Origin of the sequence: Actinoplanes sp. TBRC 11911 (assembly GCF_012933445.1) — a bacterium.
Taxonomy (GTDB): Bacteria; Actinomycetota; Actinomycetes; order Mycobacteriales; family Micromonosporaceae; genus Actinoplanes.
In genome coordinates this window covers 298,549-317,480 of the sequence record NZ_JABBNC010000001.1, presented here as the reverse complement: position 1 = coordinate 317,480, position 18,932 = coordinate 298,549, and the positions used below count along the sequence as shown (strand labels likewise).

The window sequence follows — 18,932 nt, the reverse complement described above, 5'->3', positions numbered from 1 at the left end:
GAAAACCGCAGCAGGAGATGGCGCGGCGCACATGGCGCGACGCGCGTCAATCAGCGCGAAGGAGGTCTCACAGGGTGTACAACGGTGCGTCCTTGACGTAGGCGACTCGGCCGGACGCACCGTAACTATGCGCGGCGGCGCCGCGCCACCGAATTTCGCGACGGCCGTGTTCAGGCGGCGGGAGCGCCCCACCCGTCGGGTACCGGCAGACCCGCCTCGCGCCGGGCCATCACCGCCGCGCCCACCAGCGCCGCCCGGGCACCGAAAACCGACCGGATCACCGGCGGTGGCGAACGCCAGGCGAGCGCCGCCCGCAGCGCGTCGCGCACCGGCGTGAAGAACAGGTCGCCCGCATCGGCGAGCCCCCCACCGAGCACGATCCGCGCCGGGTCGAGCGTCAGCGTCAGGCTGGCCAGTGCGGTGCCCAGCGCCCGCGTCGCATCGTCCCAGACCGAACGGGCCACCGGGTCGGTGCCGACCAGGGCGGCGATCGCCTGGCTGTCCACACCGGACGAGCCGCTGAGCCGGGCATACCGCCGGGCCAGGCCGCCCGCCGAGGCGTACACCTCGAGGCAACCTTGCTGGCCGCAACTGCACGCCTCGCCGCCGGGATAGACCGGCATGTGGCCGACCTCGCCGGCCGCGAAGGTGGCGCCGGCCAGCGGCACCCCGCGCACCACGATCGCGGCGGCGATCCCGGTGCCCAGCGGCAGCAACAGGAAGTCGTCGAGCCCGCGGGCCACCGCCTCCGCCACGCCCGCCGCGCGCGCGTCGTGCCCGACCGCCACCGGCAGCTCGAGGTCGGCACCGATCAGCGCCCGTAACGGCACGTCGCGGAAACGCAGGTTGGCCGCGTACCGCACCACGCCCGATTCGTCGTCGACGAGCCCCGGCGTGACGACGCCGATCGCCACCGGGACGGCGCCGAGGCGTACGGCGTCGTCGCGAAGCTGCACGCAGAGTGAGCGGACCGCCTTGACCGGGTCGTCGTCGGCGCGCGTCGGCGCGGTCAGCGTGTGCAGGATGCGGCCGTCCGGGTCGGCCACGGCACCCTTGATGGTGGTGCCGCCGACGTCGACGGCGAGAACGGTCACGCGGTCACCACGGTGAGGTCCGCGGCGAACGAGCGGTCGAGCGGGAAGACCGGCCGCACGACCTTCCGGTACGGCAACCGCGCCAGGTGCTGGTCGACGCCGCCCGGCGTGAGCGCGAGCATCCAGTCGCCGGCCGCCTCGAACAGCTCGGGTTCCAGGTAGCCGATTTTCACGGTCACGATGTCCACATCAGACAAATCAACACCGAGCCGCTTGTACGAGGCGAGCAGCCGGTACTGCATGCGCCGCGACGTGAGGAAGACGCTCAGATCGCCGACGCGTACGCTCACGCACCGGCCGCCGTCCGGGTCGTCGGCAACCGCCTCCAGGACGCCGTCGAGCAGGACCGGTCCCGGGTCGCGGCCGTCGATCCGCCCACCGGCCGTGACCCGCACCGGCGAGCCGATCGCAAGGCCGGCCACTTCACCGACCGCCTGCGGGTCGACCAGCGACGCGAACACCGCGCGGCCGATCGGGCGCGCCAGCATCCGGGACAGCGCGTAGGTGACGTCATCCGCCCCGCCCGCGCCCGGGTTGTCGCCGGAGTCGCTGATGAAAAACGGCCGCCGCGCTCCGTCGGTCACCGCGACGTCGAGGCATTCGTCCATGGTGCCGGTGGGTGCGACGAACGCGAACTCGTGACGGGCGGCCCAGAACTGCGAACCCAGCTCGCGGGCGGCGCCGGCGACGGCGTCGGGGGAGTGGCCGGTGACGACCACGGCGCCGCGGCAACGGGCCTGGTCGGCCCACGCGAACCCGATCCAGACTGCCGCGTCGATGATGCCGTCGCGCGCCTCGATGTCCGGGATACGCGCGTACAGGCCGCGGGCCGGTTCCTCGCGCGTGCTGGTCTGCTCGCCGGGCAGCAGGATCGGCACGTGCACCAGCGCCTTGTGCGGGCGCTCGCCTCGCCTCAGCGCACCCACCAAATTGGACGCGGCCCGCTCCCGGGTCTCCCAGACGTCGACGTGCGGCGCGGTGCGGTAGCAGGTGAGCAGGTCACAGGCGTCGAACAGCACCCGCGAGACGTTGCCGTGCAGGTCCATCGCGGCGGAGATGAACGCCTGGGGCCCGATCGCCGAACGGATCGCGGTGACCAGGTCACCCTCCGCGTCGTCGCGCCCGACCACGCTCATCGCGCCGTGGAAGTCCAGCAGCATGCCGTCCAGCGGGCCGGCCGCGCGCAACTTCTCGACGATCTCGCTTTCCCAGGCCTCGTACGCCGACGGTTCCACCTGGCCGCCCGGCAGCGCGCGGGCGTGCACCAGCGGCACCCACTCGACGTCGGCCGCCCACGGTGCCCGCAGCCAGTCGTAGCGTGCGAGCAGTGCCGCGCCGCGAGTGACCTCGAAATCGTCGGCGCTGCTCAGGTGGGGGGAGAAGGTGCTCGATTCGATGTGGATGCCGCCGATGGCGACGCGCAGGGGGCGGGTCACGTTTTTCTTGCTCCTTGACGGTGACTCAGGAGACGCTCGAGCGCAGCAGGTGCCCGAGGCCGATCAGGGCCGCATCGGGGCCGGCCACACTGGCCTCGATGGTTAACGACTGGGTCATCGACGGCAGGCAGCCCTCGTAGAGCATGCCCCTGGTCGCCGCGACGTAGACGTCCAAACTGGACAGTGCGCCGCCGATGACGACGGCGCTGGGGTTGAGGAAGTTGACGAGGCCGGTGAGGGCCACCCCTAACAGCCGGCCGGCCTGACGCACCATGGTGACCACGGTGGGATCGCCGTCGCCGACCGCCACCATGATGTCGCGCATGTTCATGTCCGGTGAACCGAGCTGACGGGCCAGGGCGGCGCCGCTGGCGACCGTCTCCAGGCAACCCCGGCTGCCGCAGGAGCACTGCCGTTCGCCGCTGTCGGCGACCCGCACGTGCGTGACGTCGCCACTGAGTCCGCGGCCGCCGCGGAAGATCTGGCCGCCGCTGACCAGGCACGCGCCGATACCCGTACCGGCCTTGATGTAGATCATGTCGCCGGGCTGCTGGTCGCGGACGACGTGCTCGCCGATCGCCGCGGCCTTGGCGTCGTTGTCGACGATGACCGGCATCCCGGCGCCGCCGCCGAACGCACCGGAGAGGAAGCGCCCGGGATCGATGCCGCTCCACCCGGGCATGCGGGCCGGGCCGACGATGCGCCCGCCGGGGAACTCCACCGGACCGGGCAGCGCCACGCCGACCCCGCGCAGGGTCTGACCCGGCGCGACCGACCCCTGGATCCGCGCGAACGTCTCGGTGACCACGCCGAACACCTTCTCCGGGCCGGCCGCGATGTCGATCGGGACCTCCTCGGTGCCGCGCAGCGCGCCGCCGGCCCCGCAGAGCCCGACCCGGGCGTGCTTGCCGCCGAGCTCGGCGACCGCCAGGACCCCCTCGGTCTCGCGCAGCCGCAGGATGCGCGGGCGGCGTCCGCCGGTGGACCGGCCGACACCCTCCTCCTCCAGGACCCCCTCCTCGATCAGCCGGCGCACGACGGCGCTCACTGTGGACGGTGCCACGCGCAGCGCGTCGACCAGGTCGCTGCGGGAGGTGACCGCGCCGCTGGCCAGCAGACTGAGGGTCTGGTCACGCAGCGTGGCGGGAATCGACTGGGGCACGAGCCTCTCCTTGTTCGGGCCGGTGCTCCGGCGGTCGCCTCAGTCTGTCGTAGCGCCACGGCAGGGCTCCGCTGTGGAGCCCTTCGGCCGAAGATTCGATGACTTCGACCGTACCACGGCAAAAGTAACCGAACTAAGTACCTATTTTTCATTGACGTGAAATTTTTGCACGATTAAGTTCTCCCGCGTCGGACGTCAAGGAGCAGAGATCATGAGAAGCAGACTTACCGGGCGCCAGCTGCGCCCGGCGGTGGCGTTAATCGGCGCGATCACCCTCGGAGCGAGCCTCGCGGCCTGCTCGGGTGGCGGGGCCTCCTCGAAGGACGGCGAGGGGACCAGCAAGGACACCGCGACCGTCGCGCTCCGGACCCCCAACTGGATCCTGCCGATCTCGGCGCCCGGCTTCACCCAGGGCGAGAACGCGATCTTCACGCAGGCGCTCTATCCGTCCCTCTACTCGTACAAGCTGGACGGCACCGAGAAGTACAACATCGACCCGCGGCGATCGCTGGCCGAGGCGCCGGTGGTCACCGACGGCGGCAAGACGCTGGCCATCACGCTCAAGGACAACAAGTGGTCCGACGGCACGCCCTTGACCACCAAGGACATCCAGTTCTGGTGGAATCTGGTCACCGCGAACAAGGACAAGTGGGCGTCCTACCGGGAGGGCGGCTTCCCGGACAACATCGCCAAGTTCACCGTCACCGACGACAAGACGTTCTCGATGACCACCACGAAGGCGTACAACACCGCCTGGTTCGTCGACAACCAGCTCAACCGCATCACGCCGGTGCCGCAGGCGGCCTGGGACAAGGACAACGAGGCGGCCACTCCGGCCGGCGCCAAGAAGGTCTTCGCCACCCTCACCGCGGCGGCCAAGGACCCGAAGACGTACGACTCCAACCCATTGTGGAAGGTGAACAGCGGGCCGTTCAAGCTCGCGAAGTACGTGCCGAACGGCGAGGTCACGCTGGCCAAGCAGGAGACGTACACGGGTGCCGACAAGGCGAAGCTGAACACCATCGTGCTGCGCCCGTTCACCGGTGACGACGCCGAGTTCAACGTGCTGCGGGCCGGTCAGATCGACTACGGTTACATCCCCGCCGCGGACACCTCGCAGAAGAGCTACCTGCAGTCCAAGGGCTACACGGTGTCGCCCTGGTACGGGTGGTCCATCACGTACCTGCAGCTGAACTTCAACAACCCGAAGACCGGGCCGCTGTTCAAGCAGCTCTACCTGCGCCAGGCGATGCAGGAGCTGGTCGACCAGCCGACGATCAGCAAGGCGATCTGGAACGACACGGCCGCGCCCACCTGTGGCCCGGTCCCGGAGAAGCCGGGCACCACCGACGCTACCGGCTGCGCCTACAAGTTCGACCCGGCCGCCGCACAGCAGCTGCTGGAGAGCCACGGGTGGAAGGTGACGCCGGACGGGCAGACCACCTGCCAGACGCCGGCCCAGTGCGGCCCGGGCATCACCGCCGGCCAGCCGCTGACGTTCACGGTGACCAGCCAGACCGGGTTCGCCGCCACCACCAAGATGTTCGCCGAGATCAAGTCCCAGATGGCCAAGCTCGGCATCACGCTGAACATCAAGGAGGTGCCCGACTCGGTGGCCGTCACCCCGGCCTGCAAGCCGACCGAGTCGAGCTGCTCGTGGGACATGTCGTTCTTCGGCTCGCAGGGCAGCTGGTACTACCCGGCGTTCGCCAGCGGTGAGCGGCTGTTCGCCACCGGCGCCCCGGTCAACCTGGGCAGCTACAGCAACCCGCAGGCGGACCAGCTCATCGACGCCACGCAGTTCGCGAGCGACAGCGACGGCAGCACGGCCCTGACGGCATACAACGACTTCCTCGCCAAGGACCTGCCGGTGCTGTGGATGCCGAACCCGGTCTACCAGAACTCGGCGTACCGCTCGGGCCTGCAGGGCGTGGACCCGCAGGACCCGATGAACTTCATGTACTTCCAAGACTGGTCCTGGAAGTAAGTAACGAGACCGGCCCGGCGGCGCGCCCAGACCGCGCCGCCGGGCCTCCTACACAGGAAGGACCCCGGTGGTCCGCTACCTCATCACGCGCGTGGGTCAGGCCCTCATCGTCGTCATCCTCGTCACGGTGATCGCCTTCCTCATCCTGCACCTGTTACCCGGAGGTGCGGCGCGGGCCACGCTGGGCAAGGACGCGACGCTGGCGCAGCTCGCGCAGTTCAACCACGACATGGGCTACGACAAGCCGTGGATCCAGCAGTACCTGATGTTTCTGCAGCGGCTGCTGCACGGTGACCTCGGCTACTCGTACCAGCTGAACCAGTCGGTCATCGAGGCGATCACCCAGCGCCTGCCCAAGACGATCGTCCTTTCCCTACTGTCCACATTGCTGGCCATTGTCGTGGCGATCCCGCTCGGCGTCATCCAGGCCGTACGCCGTAACCGCTGGGCCGACTACACCATCACCTCGCTGTCGTTGCTCGCGTACGCCACGCCCATCTTCTTCATGGGCCTCCTGATGATCATCCTGTTCTCGCAGGTGTGGCCGATCCTGCCGCCGGAAGCGCCGCAGGGCTTCACCGTGGCCGAGGTGCTCGCCGACCCGGCCGGCCTGGTGCTGCCCACGGTCACGCTGGCCATCGTCACCGTCGCGGTCTACTCCCGTTACGTACGCTCGTCGATGGTCGACAACCTCAACGAGAACTACGTACGAACCGCCCGCAGCAAGGGTCTCCCGGAATGGCGGGTGGTGCTGGTGCACACCCTGCGCAACGGGCTGTTCCCGATCATCGGCCTGCTCGGCATGTACCTGCCCGCCCTGTTCAGCGGCGCGCTGGTGGTCGAGTCGCTGTTCAACTTCCCCGGCATGGGACAGCTGTTCTGGCAGGCCGCGCTCAAGCGCGACTACCCGGTCCTGCTCGGGGTCACCCTCATCATCTCGATCGCGACGGTCGTCGGCTCGCTCATCGCCGACCTGCTCTACGCCGCCGCCGACCCCCGGGTCCGACTCCGCGGGAGTGCCTCATGACGGTTTCCTCTCAAGAAAAAGACCCCGTCCGCTCCTTGTGGCGTCAGGGCCTCGGCGTCTTCGCGGAGAACCGGCTGGCCCTCGTCGGCGTCGGCATCTTCGTCCTGCTCGCCGGCCTGTGCTTCCTGGGCCCGCTCTTCTACCACACCGACCAGGTGCACACCGACCTCACGAAGGTGCATCTGGCGCCCGGCGCGGGACATCCGCTCGGCACCGACGGCGTCGGCTACGACCAGCTCGGGCGGCTCATGCTCGGCGGCCAGACGTCCATCATCGTCGGGCTCGCGGCCGGCATCCTCGCCACCGCCGTGGGCACGATCTGGGGTGCCATCGCCGGGTTCGCCGGCGGCTGGGTGGACTCCGCGATGATGCGGGTGGTCGACGCCATGATGTCGATCCCGGCGCTGTTCCTGTTCATGCTGCTCGCCGCGATCGTGACGCCGAGCGTGTCGATGCTGATCATCATCATCGGCGCGTTCGCGTGGCTCGGCCCGGCCCGGCTGGTGCGCGGTGAGGCGCTGACCCTGCGCTCCCGCGAATACGTGCAGGCGATGCGGGCGATGGGCGGCACCGGCGGCCGGGCGGTGCGCCGGCACATCGTGCCCAACGCGATCGGTACGGTCATCGTCAACGCCACCTTCCAGGTCGCCGACGCGATCCTCTACGTCGCGTATCTGTCGTTCCTCGGCCTCGGCGTGCCGCCGCCCGCGGCGAACTGGGGCGGGATGCTCTCGGACGGCCTCGAAGCCACCTACAGCGGTTACTGGTGGCTGCTGTACCCGCCCGGCATCGCCATCATCCTCATCGTGCTCGCCTTCAACTTCATCGGCGACGGCCTGCGGGACGCCTTCGAAGTCCGCCTCCGCCGCCGTTAGGAGATTCGACATGGAACCCTTGCTGGAGCTACGGGATCTCGACACGGACATCGCTCAGCGCCGCGGCACCGTCCACGCGCTGGACGGCGTCAGCCTGCGGGTGATGCCCGGCGAGACCCTCGGCATCGTGGGCGAGTCGGGCAGTGGCAAGACGATGACGGCACTGTCCATCATGGGCCTGCTGCCACCGGGCGGGCAGGTCTCCGGCGGCGAGATCGTGTTCGAGGGCCGCGATCTGCGCTCGCTGCCCGCCGATGAGGTGCGCCGGACCCGCGGCGTACGGATGGGAATGGTCTTCCAGGACCCGCTCACCTCGCTCAACCCGACGATGCGCATCGGCGTGCAGGTGGCCGAACCGTTGCGGGTGCACGAAAAGGTGGGCAAGGCCGAGGCGCGCACGCGGGCCGTCGAGATCCTGCGCCGGGTGGGCATGCCCCGCCCCGACAAAATCGTCGACAACTATCCGCACGAGCTGTCCGGCGGCATGCGCCAGCGGGTCGCTATCGCGATGGCCCTGGTCTGCTCCCCGAAACTGCTCATCGCCGACGAGCCGACCACCGCGCTGGACGTCACCACGCAACGCCAGATCCTCGAGCTCATCGACGATCTGCGCGAAGAGTTCTCGATGGCGGTCATCCTGGTCACCCACGACCTCGGCGTCATCGCGGGCCGCGCGGACCGGGTCGCCGTCATGTACGCCGGGCGCGTGGTGGAGACCAGCGCCACCGCCGCGTTGTTCCGCACGCCCCGGCACCGCTACACCGAGGCCCTGCTGGAGGCGTTGCCCGAGGCGGCCGACGGGGAACGCCTCTACAGCATCCCGGGCCTGCCGCCGGACCTGTCGCGCCCGTTGACCGGCTGCCGTTTCGCCGAGCGCTGCCGGCACGTCACCGACGAGTGCCGGGTCACCGACATCCCGTTGACCGGCGACGCCCACCAGTTCGCGTGCCTGCACCCGGTGTCCCCGACCGATCAAATTCCTTCCCCTGTACGCGTGAGCTCCGCTCCTGTTGTGGATGCTGCACGGGTCGCCGGTTCGCCCGTCTTGTCCGTCCGGAACCTGGTGAAGAACTACGCGTCGCACGGCCGTGGCCTGCGCCGGGACGCCGGGCAGGTCAGCGCCGTCGCCGACGTCTCGTTCGAGGTGGCGGCCGGGGAGACGTTCGGGCTCGTCGGCGAATCGGGCTGCGGGAAGTCCACATTGGGCCGTCTCGCCGTCGGCCTGGAACGCCCGAGCGACGGCCAGATCGTGCTGGACGGCACCGACATCGGCGCCCTGTCCGGCCGGGAACGCCGCCGGATGCACCGCGAGGTGCAGCTGATGTTCCAGGACAGCTACGCCGCGATGAACCCGCGGATGCGCGTCGACTCCATCCTCGCCGAGCCCCTGGAAATCCAGAAGGCCGGCGACGGCGCCGCCCGCCGTGCCCGCATCAACACCCTCCTCGACCAGGTCGGCCTGTCCCGGCGGGTGCTGGAGCGGTACCCGCACGAGTTCTCCGGCGGCCAGTTGCAGCGCATCGGACTGGCCCGCTCGCTGGCCCTGCAGCCGCGGCTGATCGTCGGCGACGAACCGGTGAGCGCCCTGGACGTGTCGATCCAGGCCCAGGTCCTCAACCTGATGCGGGACCTGCAGCAGGAACTCGGCCTGGCGTACGTGTTCATCAGCCACGACCTGTCCGTCGTCGACTACATGGCCGACCGGATCGGCGTCATGTATCTCGGCAAGCTCGTCGAGGTCGGCCCGGCCCGTGAGGTGGTGCGGGCGGCGCGGCATCCGTACACGCAGGCTCTGATCGACGCGGTCCCGTCCATCAACGAGGTGTCCCGCGAGCGGATCGCCATCGAGGGCGAGCTGCCCAGCGCGCTGAACCCGCCGACCGGTTGCCGGTTCCGCACCCGCTGCCCGTTGGCCACCTCCCGCTGCGAGACCGAGCCGCCGCTGGCGGGTGACCGGCACCAGGTGGCCTGCCACTTCCCGCTGCGCCCGGAGTCGAGCGCCGCGGCGGTGCAGGCGGGTGCCGTTCAGTGACCACCGTGGAGATATGCGTCAGCGACGTGCCCACGGCGCTGGCAGCCGAGGGGGCCGGGGCGGATCGATTGGAGCTGTGTGCCGACCTGGGTCAGGGCGGCACCACGCCCAGTCTGGGTACCGTCGCGGTCGCGCTGCGGACGCTTAGCCGCGCGGCACTGCGCGTGATGGTGCGCCCGCGCGGCGGCGACTTTCGGGTGAGCGAGGTCGAGGAACAGGTCATGCTCGCCGACATCGCGGCCATCCGGGCCTTGCCCAACCCGCACGGCCTGGCCGTGGGGGTCGTGGTCGGCGCCCTGACCGCCGACGGTGACCTCGACCTTCCGCTTCTGAAGGGGCTCGTCGAGGCGGCCGGGCCCCTGCCGGTGACCGTGCACAAGGCGTTCGACGAGGTCGGCGACCAGCTCACCGCCCTCGACCAGGTCATCGACCTCGGCGCCGACGCGGTGCTCACCTCGGGCGCGGCCCCTTCGGCATTGGCCGGCGCCGCCCGCATCGCGGCGCTCCGGGACCGCGCGGCCGGCCGGCTCCGGGTGATCGCGGCCGGTGGCATCCGCTCGCACAACGTCCAGCAGGTGCTGGCCGCGACGGGCGCGGCCGAGATTCATCTGCGGGCCCCGCTCGTCTCCGAAGGCCGCGAGGCGACCGACCCGGCCGAGGTGCGCCGGGTGGTGGCGGCCGCCGCCCGTTGAGCGTCGGGAGCCGTTAACGGGTGCACTCGGCACCAACACGGGTGGGCACTGTCCGCTAAGGACATGGCGGCCTCGCTCGGGCAGCTTGGTAGGTGGTTCTTCGCCCGGTAAACGGGGGGCGATGGACCGCACTTTGTCTGCCCTTGGAGGAATGATGAAGATCCGTGCACTGATCATCGGGGCCGCGGCCGGCGCGGCGGCGGTGGCCGCGTTCGCCGTCCCGGCCTCGGCCGCGACACCGGCCAACTGGATGCCCACCACGCCCGTCGCGGCACCGGCCAACTGGCTCCCCAGCGCGCCCGACAACTGGCTGCCGAGCGCGCCCGACAACTGGCTGCCGAGCGCGCCGGACAACTGGCTGCCGAACACCTCGGTCGCGGCTCCGGCCAACTGGATTCCGTGACCGCGAACGCCTGAATGGGGGCGCGCACCCCGGCCCGGGGGAGAAAGGGCCGGGGTGCGTCACGCGTTACCGGTGCGCCGCGGCCCGGCGGTGCTCCGAGGGTGGCATGCCATACGCGGACCGGAACGCCCGCGTGAACTCGGCCGCGTGCGGGAACCCCCAGCGGGCGGCCACCACGTGGATCGGCATACCCGCGTAGGCCGGGTCGGCGAGATCCCGGTGCGTGCCTTCGAGCCGCTCCCGGCGGATGAAGCCGGCCACCGTCTCGCCCTCGCCGCGGAACAGGCGATGCAGATAGCCGCGCGAGATGTGGTGCCGGGCGGCGATCCCGGACGGCGACAGCTCCGGATCGTGCAGGTTCCCCCGGATGAAGTCTTTGATCTGCAGCGTGAGCACGCGTGTCCGGGTCTCCGGTAGCTGCGCGTCCACCGCGTCGACGGCGTGTGCCAGCATCGCCGCGACCAGGTCGACCAGCACCGCGCCCAGGCGCGGGCCGTCGGACGGGCGGTAGGGGCTGGTGTCACCGGCGAGCCGGATCAGGAACTGCGACAACAGCACCCCCGGGCCGTCCCGGTCGGACAGGTGCCGCCCGACGGCCCGATCGACGGTGCGCCGCGGCAACGGCAGCAGGGCCTTGGGGATCTCCACCCCCACCGACGAGATCGAGCCGTGCCGGGTCCATATCTCGTACGGGCGGGACGAGTCGTTGAGGTGGAAGTCGCCCGCCTGATACGCGTTTCCCTCGGTGCCCCAGGACACCCGGGCGCCGCCGTGACGCAGCAGCGAAAGGTGGTAGACCTCCGGGTCGGACTGCCGGATCAGCCCCGGCGTCCGCAGGAAGACCAGCTGCTCGAAGCGGGCCGGCCACATCGACACCGCGCCCAGGCCGATCAGCCGCTGGTGGGCGTGAAAGTCCGCGGCGTGTTCGCTTTCCAGCCGCATCGGCGCGTGCGTGCTGTTCATCCGTTGACGCCAGGCGTCGAACCGGTCCGCGGGCGCCAGCTCGTCGCTACGGAACACCGACTCGTGCAACATGTGCCGGGTCAGCGCTCGGCGGCCGAGCGGGTCATGCAGAACTCGTTTCCGGCCGGGTCCAGCAGCACCACCCAGCCGGCGCCGTCCGGGGTGCGGTGGTCGCCCGCGATCCGCGCCCCCAGTTTCAGCAGGCGATCGACCTCCGCGTCGCGGTTCCGATCGTCCGGCTGCAGGCAGACATGGACACGGTTCTTCACGGTCTTGCGTTCCGGGACGGCCTGGAAGTACAGGCGCGGCCCGTCCGGCGGCTCGATGATGACCTCGTCGTCACCCGGTGCGGATTCCGGGTGCACCGGGTGACCGACGACCTCGCTCCAGAACTGCGCCAACGCGTACGGGTCGGCGCAGTCGAACGAAACGTTGCGCAGGAAAGACGCCATGACCGATCAGCGTAGGGGCTGCCGGCCGAAGCCGCGGCCCCGCGCGCTACGCCATACGCAAGCCGGTGAGATGCCGGGGCAGGAAGCCGTCGTCGACCCCGACCCAGCGGATGCGGCGGTGGTCGCCCGGGTTGGCGTGCAACGTCTTCTCCGCCGAGCCGAACGCGTCGAACAACGCCGGCGAGGACTGCCGGTCCACGTACTCGTCATCCCATGGCAGCAGGAACTGGACCGGGACGGTGATCAGACGGGCGGCCGCGAGCAACGCGTCGTACACGAAGAAGCCACCACCGAAGACGGCGGCCGTGATCCGGGGCTCGACCGCGGTCAGCGGAATGCCGATGGCGGTGCCCATCGAGATGCCGCCGCCATACCCGATCGGCACCTCGGCGCCGGTCTCCGGAAGTTCCTGCAGGGCGTCCAGGGTCGCCCGCCATTCCGGGACGGCCCGTTCCGCCAGCGAGGTGGTGTACTCGACGCTGACCCGCTCGGACAGCGCGCGATCGCCGGCCGCCGTCGCCGAGCGCATGTCGGCACGGGCCTGGTCGTCGTCCGCCGTACGGGGGCGGGCACCATGCCCGCACCGCTGACCCGGTGGGCCGACAGTCCGAACCAGCTCAAGCTGTGGTGATCCGGTGATGACCCGATGACCTGCAGCTGGCGGACGGTGCCTCCGTGGCGCCCGCCAGCTGCAGGGCCCGCGCTCGCTATGCCTCGAGGACCGTCCTCAAACGCCTCGCCTCCGTGACCAGCCGGCTGCTTCCCGGACGGACGGCGACCTCGCCGAGCGGGCCCAGCAACACCTTTGCCGCGTCGCTGCCTGGCGCGCCGCAGGCCACGGCGGCCCGGGTGGTGAGCTCGAGCAGGTCGGGGAGACCGCGGGGGGACGGCTCGAACAGCGCGGGGAGCGCGGCGGCCGCCACCGCCCACACGGTTGCGGAGGCGCCGGCCGCGTTGGCGTCCGTCAGAGAACTCACGGCCCGGGTCAGCTTGATGGTGCCGCCGGCGCACAGGTCGGCCAGATCGGCCCCGACCAAGGTACCGAACGGAACTCGCGCGCCGGCGCCGTCGGGTGCCCCCGTGCCGGCGGTCGCGGTCGCCGGGCCCGGCGAGAGGCCGGCCACTGCCGCGGCGTGCGTGTCGGTGGCCGCCAGCGTTAGGAAGGCGTCCACGGCCGCGACGCGGTCGCTGGCGGAGCCCGCCGCCAAGCCGTACGCCATGGCCAGCGACATCGCCGGGCCGAACGGGCCGGCGATGTCCGCGAGCAACGGCAGCAGGGAGCAGCCACCCGCGCCCGGGTCTTCCAGATCGGCCATTTCGGCGACCCGGGTCAAGCCCCACGCGGCCACCGCCTCACGGTGGTGCGGCAACGCCATGGCCAGAACGTCAGCGGGCTCAACGGGGAAAGTGGGAAGCGTTGGCCATGCGGGGTGGCCGAGGGTGACCAGCGGAAGTTCGATCGCCAGGTCGCCATCGAAGCGGGCCGGTTCCAGATCGACCAGCACGCGACGCTTGAGCCCGAACCGCCAGCCCTCCCAACCGGCCACCTGATGTGTCCGCTCGCGCTGCTCCACGCGCGTGCTCACCGGGTCGGGCATGCCGCCGGCGCGCAGCCACTCGGCGAACTGCCGGCCGCTCGGCGAGGTCAGCGCCTCGGCGCCGCGCGTGACGGCGTCCGAGGGCGTCTCCCGCGGCAGGCGCAGCAATGCCTGCTGGAAGTCGATCGGCCAAGGCTCCCACCCCTCGGCCTCGGCTCGCCGCAGGCGCTGCAGCAGCACCGCGGCGTCGAGGCTGCCGTTGACGTGAGTCGGGGTGGCGACCAGCTCGGGCATCGGGGCGCTGCCGATTTGGACGGTTGCCTCGGCCAGCCGCAAAGTCAGGAGGTTGAGCGATGACCTTTCGGGTGCGGTGGGGCGCGTCCGAGGGCTGATCCACTGGGATTCCTGGACGGCGGTGACGGCGCGCTGCCAGAGGAGGTCCGGCAGGGCGGCGCCGACCAGCGCGGGCAGCGTCAGGCCGACGAAGACGGCCCAGGGATCGTCGGTTCGCGAGAGATGCTCCTCGACGGCCCAGGATCGCGGCGCCATGATCGGCCCGAGGACGGTTGCGAGATCAGCACCGGAACGGTGCAGGCTGACAAGGCCGGCAAGGACGCGCTCCCATTGGACGCCGTTCTGGTCCTGGCGCAGGACGACGATGTCCTCCGCCAGTTCGGCGGGCGTGGCGATAGGCGCGGGCATCTCGGCCGGCGGCAAGGGCAGCGGCAGCGACGGCAGCCCCGCCGGCGCCAACGGTGGCGGTTGCGCGAACCCGGTCGCGGCGACCGCCGACCGGCCGAACAACTCCGCCGCGCGGGCGGGCAGGTCACCGCCGAGGCCCGCGGCCGCGTCCGCCAGCCGGGCGGCCACCGCGGGGTCGATCCGCGTCGAATGCCGGGCGATCAGGGTCAGCGCGCGCTCCTGCAGGTCGAGCGACGGGTGGTCGAAGGCGGCGGCGACCGTCTCGAGAATGTCGCCGATCCGGTCCGGTTCCCGCCGGGCGACCGCCTCCAGGATTTTGAGCTGTGCCTTGACCAGGGTCTTCTCCTTGCGGAGCAGGACCGGCGGGCTGACCGCGAGCAGGGTGTCGATGTCGAGGCGGCCGGCCGCGTCGAGGGTGCTCAGCGCACGCTGGGCGATCGCGGCCACCGGCGAGTGAGCGTCGGGCAGCAGGCTGACGTAGTCCGCGGTGTGCGCGGCGATCTCGTCGGCCGTGGGAGCGAGCTGCTCGTGCAGCAGGGCGAACGGGCGGAGCCAGGCGGGCCGGTCGCCGCGGACGAGCCGGTCCACCGTGGCGTCGACGTAGGTGGCGCGGTCCAGCCGGCCCTCGGCGATCAGTGACACGACGGCCCCGGGAAACGCCGGGACATCGGCCCACCGGCGGGCCGACTCGTCGTACTCCCGGAGACCCATGAGGGCGCCGCTCCCGTCGCACGCGAAGACGGCGGGAAGCAGCAGGTCGAGATACGGGTCGTTGCGAAGGCGGTCGGCGAGCGGAACCCACCGGCCGTCGTGGCGGTCCGGCGTGTGCAGGGCGGCGAGCCAGCTGAGCGCCACGCCGTCGGTGACCGGCGGGGTGACACCGCCGGCACGGAGCAGGGTGTCGCAGAACCGCCATTCCGTCGCCATGACATTGCGGACGGTGAGGTTGTCGGCCAGCCGAAGGCCGAGGTCACCGAGCCAGGACAGGGAGCGGGCGCGGGCGAGGAGCAGGATCTGCTCCTCCGGCACCGCCGCCCACCGGTCGCGCATGTTGCGGCGACCGAGCAGCGCGGCCGCGCGGCTGGCGGACGGCATGCAGCCGATGGCCGCGACCGCGTAGCCGACGGCCGGGTGCGCCTTGGCCTGCCACCAGGCCTCGGCCGGGAGGGCTTTGATCCGTTTCTCCAGCTCGTTGCCGAAGGACAGCCGTTCCGCCTCGGTGGCCGCGACGAACAGACCAGCCACCTCGGCGTACTCGCCGCTGCGCACGTGCCCGTCGAGCACCGCCCACTCGATGCTCATGCCGGCACCTCGACGGCGGCCGCGGCGCGGATCATGCGGACGGCGAGAGCGTGTTTGCACGGCCCTCGATCGCCCCGGTATTTCGCCCACCACGGGCAGGTGCAGCTCAGGACGTCGCCGGCCGCGCGCACGCGATAGGTCTGGTCGCCGCTGAGCACCGTCGACACCTCGCCGCCGAGGGTGACCGCCCCCGCGTCCACCAGGGCGTGCGCGCCGGCCAGCCGTGGGTTCAGCCGGGTCACGGCGTCGGCCGCGTACGGCAGCGCGCGGTGGAAGTAGCCGGCCTCGGCGACGTCGTAGCCGACCCGCCCGGCCGTGCCGAGCTGCGCGAGCGCGTCGCGGACCCGGGCCGCGCCGAGACCGGACTCGCGCGCGAGCGCGTCCACGTCGATCGTCGGATCCCAGGACAGCAGGGCGCTGATCAGGTCGGCGTCGTCGGTTGCCTCGTCGGCGGCGAGCGACTCGAGCGCGGCGCCCTCACCGGAGAATCCGCGCGACGGCTCGGGGGAGAGGGTGAGCGACAGCCGCAGTTCCGGGGTGATCAGCTCCCAGGTGCTGGCCATCGGCGAGCTGCCCGCGCGCACGGCCGGCCCGTAGATACGCATGCCGACGGCGTACCGCAGGAAGGGTTTGAGCGCGACCAGACGGCCCGCGCCCGGCAGGCAGATCGCACCGGCCACCGGCCGGGAGGTGATGCGTAACCCGTTGCCGGACGGAACCGCCCAGAGCACCGACCGGTCGCCGGGAGGCAGGCGGGTGAGCAGGGCTCGCGCCTGCGGGACGCCGAGCTCGGCGCGGGGATCGAACCCGGCGGTGATGACCTGCGCCTCGGCGAAGCCGCGCAGCCAGCGCGACGGCAGCGGAACTTTTCGTTCGACGATCGCGCCGTCGAATGTGGACACCGTGACGTCGTCGGGGCCGACCGAAAGCCGGAGGGGATCGGCGCGGCCGACGCGGGTGAGCGCCCGCTGCAACGGTGCGTTGACGTCGACGTTGGTGGTGCCGTGCGCCGCGATCGCGCCGTCCAGACCGGCGGGCAGGACGTCGAGCCGGGCGTAGACGCCGCAGCAACCGGAGAACGACTCGAAGCGCAGCCGGTCGGCGCCCGCGGTGACCACCGGATCAAGGCTGGAGCGGCCGGTCGGCTGGAAATATCGCGTACGGGCGACCTCGGCGACGGCGAGCAGACCCGCCGAGGTGGCGGCGGGCATGGTGAGGAATCCCGCGAAGAACCGCGGGTTGGCGGCCGGGCCACCGGAGGTCTGCAGGGTGAGCGCTTGATCCATGATGGAGGGACCGAGATAGGTGTACGCCGCGGTTGCCATGCGCCACAACCTAGAGCGGAGGTACGACAAAAACGCGTCCAGGACGACGATGGCGCTACCGCGGCTCGCGGCTGAGGGCGTCGACCCGTCGCAGGGCGTCCGGCAGCCGGTACGGGCCGGCCATCTCGGCGACCATCCGGGCGGCGTGCTCGGCGGGCAGACCGGCGGACGTGACGAACAGCGGTCGGGTGGCCGCGCCCCGGTGCACGGCGATCGCGTGGCTGGCCGACCGGAACGCCGTCTTGGCGACGCCGATGACCGGGACGTCGATCTCTTGATACAGGTGGGCGCCGAGCCCGGCCCGGCCGTCCGGGTCCAGATCGACGTAGCCGTCGATGATCACCAGTGCCATCGGCCCGGCGTCGGCGAGGACGGCGCGCACCGCGGGCAGCTCCCGTTCGAAGAACTCACCCGGCCGGTACTCGGCCACGTCCGGCAGCCAGCCGACGCGTTCCTCGACCAGGACCGCGAACCGCGGTTCGTCGGCCGCCACGAGTGCCGCCCGCGCCCCGCCGGCCGGCGGGTAGTACACATCGACCGCGGCGTACCGGGCGGGCGCGATCGATCGGCGCTGGATCGGCGTCATGCAAGGATCATGCCGGGTACCGCCGCGCCGTTCTCCCTTGGTCAGGGCTTTCGGGCCGCCGCGCCGTAGACCGACACCTGTGCGTCCGAGGGCTGCGGCTCGGCGGCGTGCTCGCCGAGGTCGGGCCGCCACGCGGGGACCACCTGTAAGCCCGGCTCGGCCAGGAAACGGACCGCGCGGCGCAGGAACAGCCGATTTTCCCGCGGCGGGATCCGGCTGTCCGGGTTGGCCCGGATGCCCTGGTGGGCGGCCTCCCGGTCGGCCGCGAAGTTGTCCTTGCCGCCGAGCAGGTAGTCGTACACCCGCGCCGGGTGCGGACGATCGGTGTGCAGATCCAGCTCGCGCATCTCCAGGGTCTTAGGGATCGACCTCGGTCGAGTCGAGTCGTTACCGTGTTCGATGTGAGAGCGGTGGTGTACGACCGTTACGGCCCGCCCGCCGTGCTGCGGATCGAGGACGTTGCGAAGCCGTCGCCCGCGGCCCGGCAGGTGCTTGTCAAAATCGCGGCGACCTCGATCAACCTGAGCGACTGGGAGACCCTGCGCGGCAGGCCCGCGTATTCGCGCATCGGGGGGCCGCGCCGCCCGGCCCGCCGGATCCTCGGCTCGGACATCGCCGGCCGCGTCGACGCGGTCGGTCCCGGCGTCACCCGGTTCCGGCCCGGCGACGAGGTGTACGGGGACAACCTCACGCTCAAGGGCGGCTTCGCCGAGTACGCGGTCGCCCCGGAAACGGCGCTGGCCCGCAAGCCCGCGGCGCTGACGTTCGCGGAGGCCTCGACGATCCCGCAGGCGGGGGCGATCGCGTGGCAGGGGATCGCCGGCTCCGGCCCCGGTCAACGGGTCCTGATCAACGGCGCCGGCGGCGGGTCCGGCGCGTTCGCGATCCAGCTCGCCAAGCGGCTCGGCGCCCACGTCACCGGCGTCGACAACGCCGGCAAGCTCGACTTCATGCGGTCGGCCGGCGCGGACGACGTCCTCGACTATCGCACCACGGATTTCACCCGCACCGGCCCGTACGATCGCATCCTCGACCTGGTCGCGTCCCGCTCGGTGTTCGCCTACCGGCGGGCCCTCGCCCCGGGCGGCCGCTACCGCTGCGCCGGCGGGTCGGTGCCGACGCTGCTGCGGGTGCTGACGACCGGCTGGGCCACCGGGCGTCGGATCGGGGTGCTCGTCGTCCGGCCGGGTCCGGCCCACTTCGCGCCGGTCGCCGACCTCTGCGTGGCGGGCGAGGTGCGCATCCACATCGATCGTTTCTTCGGCCTCGACGAGGTGCCCGCGGCGCTGGCTCATGTGGGGGAGGGACGCGCCCTCGGCAAGGTCGTGGTGACCGTGGCGTGATCGACCGCCGGTG

17 protein-coding genes are annotated in these 18,932 nt (G+C 71.5%); 7 read left to right on the top strand and 10 right to left on the bottom strand.

What is annotated here, in order from left to right; all coding sequences use genetic code 11:
* Nucleotides 1-170: 170 nt before the first annotated feature.
* Genes HH310_RS01360 through HH310_RS01350 form a run of 3 tightly spaced genes read right to left on the bottom strand, consistent with a single transcriptional unit; the run spans nucleotide 171 to nucleotide 3,692 of the window.
* Nucleotides 171-1,094: an ROK family protein gene (locus tag HH310_RS01360; protein WP_169173502.1), complete on the bottom strand. Its 924-nt coding sequence runs from the start codon at nucleotides 1,092-1,094 to the stop codon at nucleotides 171-173.
* Nucleotides 1,091-2,530 carry a M81 family metallopeptidase gene (locus tag HH310_RS01355; RefSeq protein WP_169173501.1) on the bottom strand — a complete coding sequence of 480 codons (1,440 nt, stop codon included), beginning with the start codon at nucleotides 2,528-2,530 and terminating at the stop codon, nucleotides 1,091-1,093. Before HH310_RS01355 ends, HH310_RS01360 begins: the two co-directional genes overlap by 4 nt.
* Nucleotides 2,531-2,555: 25 nt before the next feature.
* Entirely contained in the window at nucleotides 2,556-3,692 is a 1,137-nt protein-coding gene (locus HH310_RS01350) for an ROK family protein (RefSeq protein WP_169173500.1), read from the bottom strand.
* A gap of 211 nt (nucleotides 3,693-3,903) precedes the next feature.
* Between HH310_RS01350 and HH310_RS01345 the strand changes: the two genes are divergently transcribed.
* From HH310_RS01345 to HH310_RS01320, 6 genes are all read left to right on the top strand, one after another.
* Complete coding sequence (locus tag HH310_RS01345) at nucleotides 3,904-5,679, top strand: peptide ABC transporter substrate-binding protein (protein WP_169173499.1); 1,776 nt, start codon at nucleotides 3,904-3,906, stop codon at nucleotides 5,677-5,679.
* A gap of 67 nt (nucleotides 5,680-5,746) precedes the next feature.
* Complete coding sequence (locus HH310_RS01340) at nucleotides 5,747-6,706, top strand: ABC transporter permease (protein ID WP_169173498.1); 960 nt, start codon at nucleotides 5,747-5,749, stop codon at nucleotides 6,704-6,706.
* Nucleotides 6,703-7,581: an ABC transporter permease gene (locus HH310_RS01335; protein WP_169173497.1), complete on the top strand. Its 879-nt coding sequence runs from the start codon at nucleotides 6,703-6,705 to the stop codon at nucleotides 7,579-7,581. Before HH310_RS01340 ends, HH310_RS01335 begins: the two co-directional genes overlap by 4 nt.
* A gap of 10 nt (nucleotides 7,582-7,591) precedes the next feature.
* Nucleotides 7,592-9,613, top strand: coding sequence for an ABC transporter ATP-binding protein (locus HH310_RS01330; protein WP_169173496.1), 2,022 nt, complete (start codon nucleotides 7,592-7,594; stop codon nucleotides 9,611-9,613).
* Entirely contained in the window at nucleotides 9,610-10,305 is a 696-nt protein-coding gene (locus HH310_RS01325; protein WP_169173495.1) for a copper homeostasis protein CutC, read from the top strand. Before HH310_RS01330 ends, HH310_RS01325 begins: the two co-directional genes overlap by 4 nt.
* A gap of 151 nt (nucleotides 10,306-10,456) precedes the next feature.
* A complete protein-coding gene (locus HH310_RS01320; protein ID WP_169173494.1) occupies nucleotides 10,457-10,708 on the top strand; it encodes a hypothetical protein in 252 nt (83 codons plus the stop codon).
* 66 nt (nucleotides 10,709-10,774) lie between these two features.
* Here the strand turns inward: HH310_RS01320 and HH310_RS01315 are convergent, their stop codons facing one another.
* The 7 genes from HH310_RS01315 to HH310_RS01285 form a co-directional block, all read right to left on the bottom strand.
* Complete coding sequence (locus HH310_RS01315; RefSeq protein WP_169173493.1) at nucleotides 10,775-11,743, bottom strand: helix-turn-helix domain-containing protein; 969 nt, start codon at nucleotides 11,741-11,743, stop codon at nucleotides 10,775-10,777.
* 8 nt (nucleotides 11,744-11,751) lie between these two features.
* On the bottom strand, nucleotides 11,752-12,123 hold the full coding sequence (locus HH310_RS01310; RefSeq protein WP_169173492.1) for a VOC family protein: 372 nt from the start codon (nucleotides 12,121-12,123) through the stop codon (nucleotides 11,752-11,754).
* Between the two features lie 46 nt (nucleotides 12,124-12,169).
* Nucleotides 12,170-12,652, bottom strand: coding sequence for a hypothetical protein (locus HH310_RS01305; RefSeq protein ID WP_211191607.1), 483 nt, complete (start codon nucleotides 12,650-12,652; stop codon nucleotides 12,170-12,172).
* Nucleotides 12,653-12,830: 178 nt separating this feature from the next.
* Nucleotides 12,831-15,665 carry a DUF6493 family protein gene (locus HH310_RS01300; protein WP_169173491.1) on the bottom strand — a complete coding sequence of 945 codons (2,835 nt, stop codon included), beginning with the start codon at nucleotides 15,663-15,665 and terminating at the stop codon, nucleotides 12,831-12,833.
* Complete coding sequence (locus HH310_RS01295; protein ID WP_169173490.1) at nucleotides 15,662-16,990, bottom strand: SWIM zinc finger family protein; 1,329 nt, start codon at nucleotides 16,988-16,990, stop codon at nucleotides 15,662-15,664. Before HH310_RS01295 ends, HH310_RS01300 begins: the two co-directional genes overlap by 4 nt.
* A 55-nt stretch (nucleotides 16,991-17,045) precedes the next feature.
* Nucleotides 17,046-17,576: an endonuclease V gene (locus HH310_RS01290; RefSeq protein ID WP_211191606.1), complete on the bottom strand. Its 531-nt coding sequence runs from the start codon at nucleotides 17,574-17,576 to the stop codon at nucleotides 17,046-17,048.
* A 41-nt stretch (nucleotides 17,577-17,617) separates the two neighbouring features.
* Entirely contained in the window at nucleotides 17,618-17,923 is a 306-nt protein-coding gene (locus tag HH310_RS01285; protein ID WP_169173489.1) for an SAM-dependent methyltransferase, read from the bottom strand.
* 54 nt (nucleotides 17,924-17,977) lie between these two features.
* Here HH310_RS01285 and HH310_RS01280 point away from each other — a divergent pair, with 54 nt between their 5' ends.
* The gene (locus tag HH310_RS01280) at nucleotides 17,978-18,919 is read left to right on the top strand and encodes an NAD(P)-dependent alcohol dehydrogenase (protein ID WP_169173488.1); all 942 of its coding nucleotides are present in this window, start codon (nucleotides 17,978-17,980) and stop codon (nucleotides 18,917-18,919) included.
* Nucleotides 18,920-18,932 lie beyond the last annotated feature (13 nt).